The following is a 427-nucleotide window of genomic DNA, read 5'->3' as shown; positions in this document are numbered from 1 at the left end:
ACTATATGGCAAAAGCAAGCGCAATACTTTTAGACGTTGCAGTAATGCCAAAACCTGTAGATTTAGCTATAGAGGCTGGCTATTGGGCGCAAATGCCTGCAAATTGGAAATGGCGACCACGTCCAGCACCAATTACATCACTGAATTTTTTGTCGTTCTCATCTTTTCATAATTTTATGTCAGGAAAGCCAACTGGAAACCCATGGGGTCCAGCGGTTACAATTCTTAAAACAACAAGTAAAACGCCACTTTATTTCAATTTTCATGCTTCCAAACTTGAAGAAAATTCAACAGACAAGCGATTACTCGGTAATACTGCACTTATTGGGCAATCTGGTTCCGGTAAAACAGTGTTGCTTGGATTTTTGTTAGCACAAGCGCAAAAATTTAAACCGACAACCGTTGTTTTTGATAAAGATCGCGGTAT

Annotated in this window: 1 pseudogene; it reads left to right on the top strand. The window is 39.6% G+C overall.

The features are described from left to right. A pseudogene (locus tag J7R05_RS08330) lies at positions 1 to 427 on the top strand (VirB4 family type IV secretion/conjugal transfer ATPase); the annotation flags it as partial.

Source organism: Bartonella capreoli, assembly GCF_902813205.1.
GTDB classification, from domain to species: domain Bacteria; phylum Pseudomonadota; class Alphaproteobacteria; order Rhizobiales; family Rhizobiaceae; genus Bartonella; species Bartonella schoenbuchensis.
The sequence above is the reverse complement of the archived record's forward strand: the minus strand, read 5'-3'. Positions and strand labels throughout refer to the sequence as shown.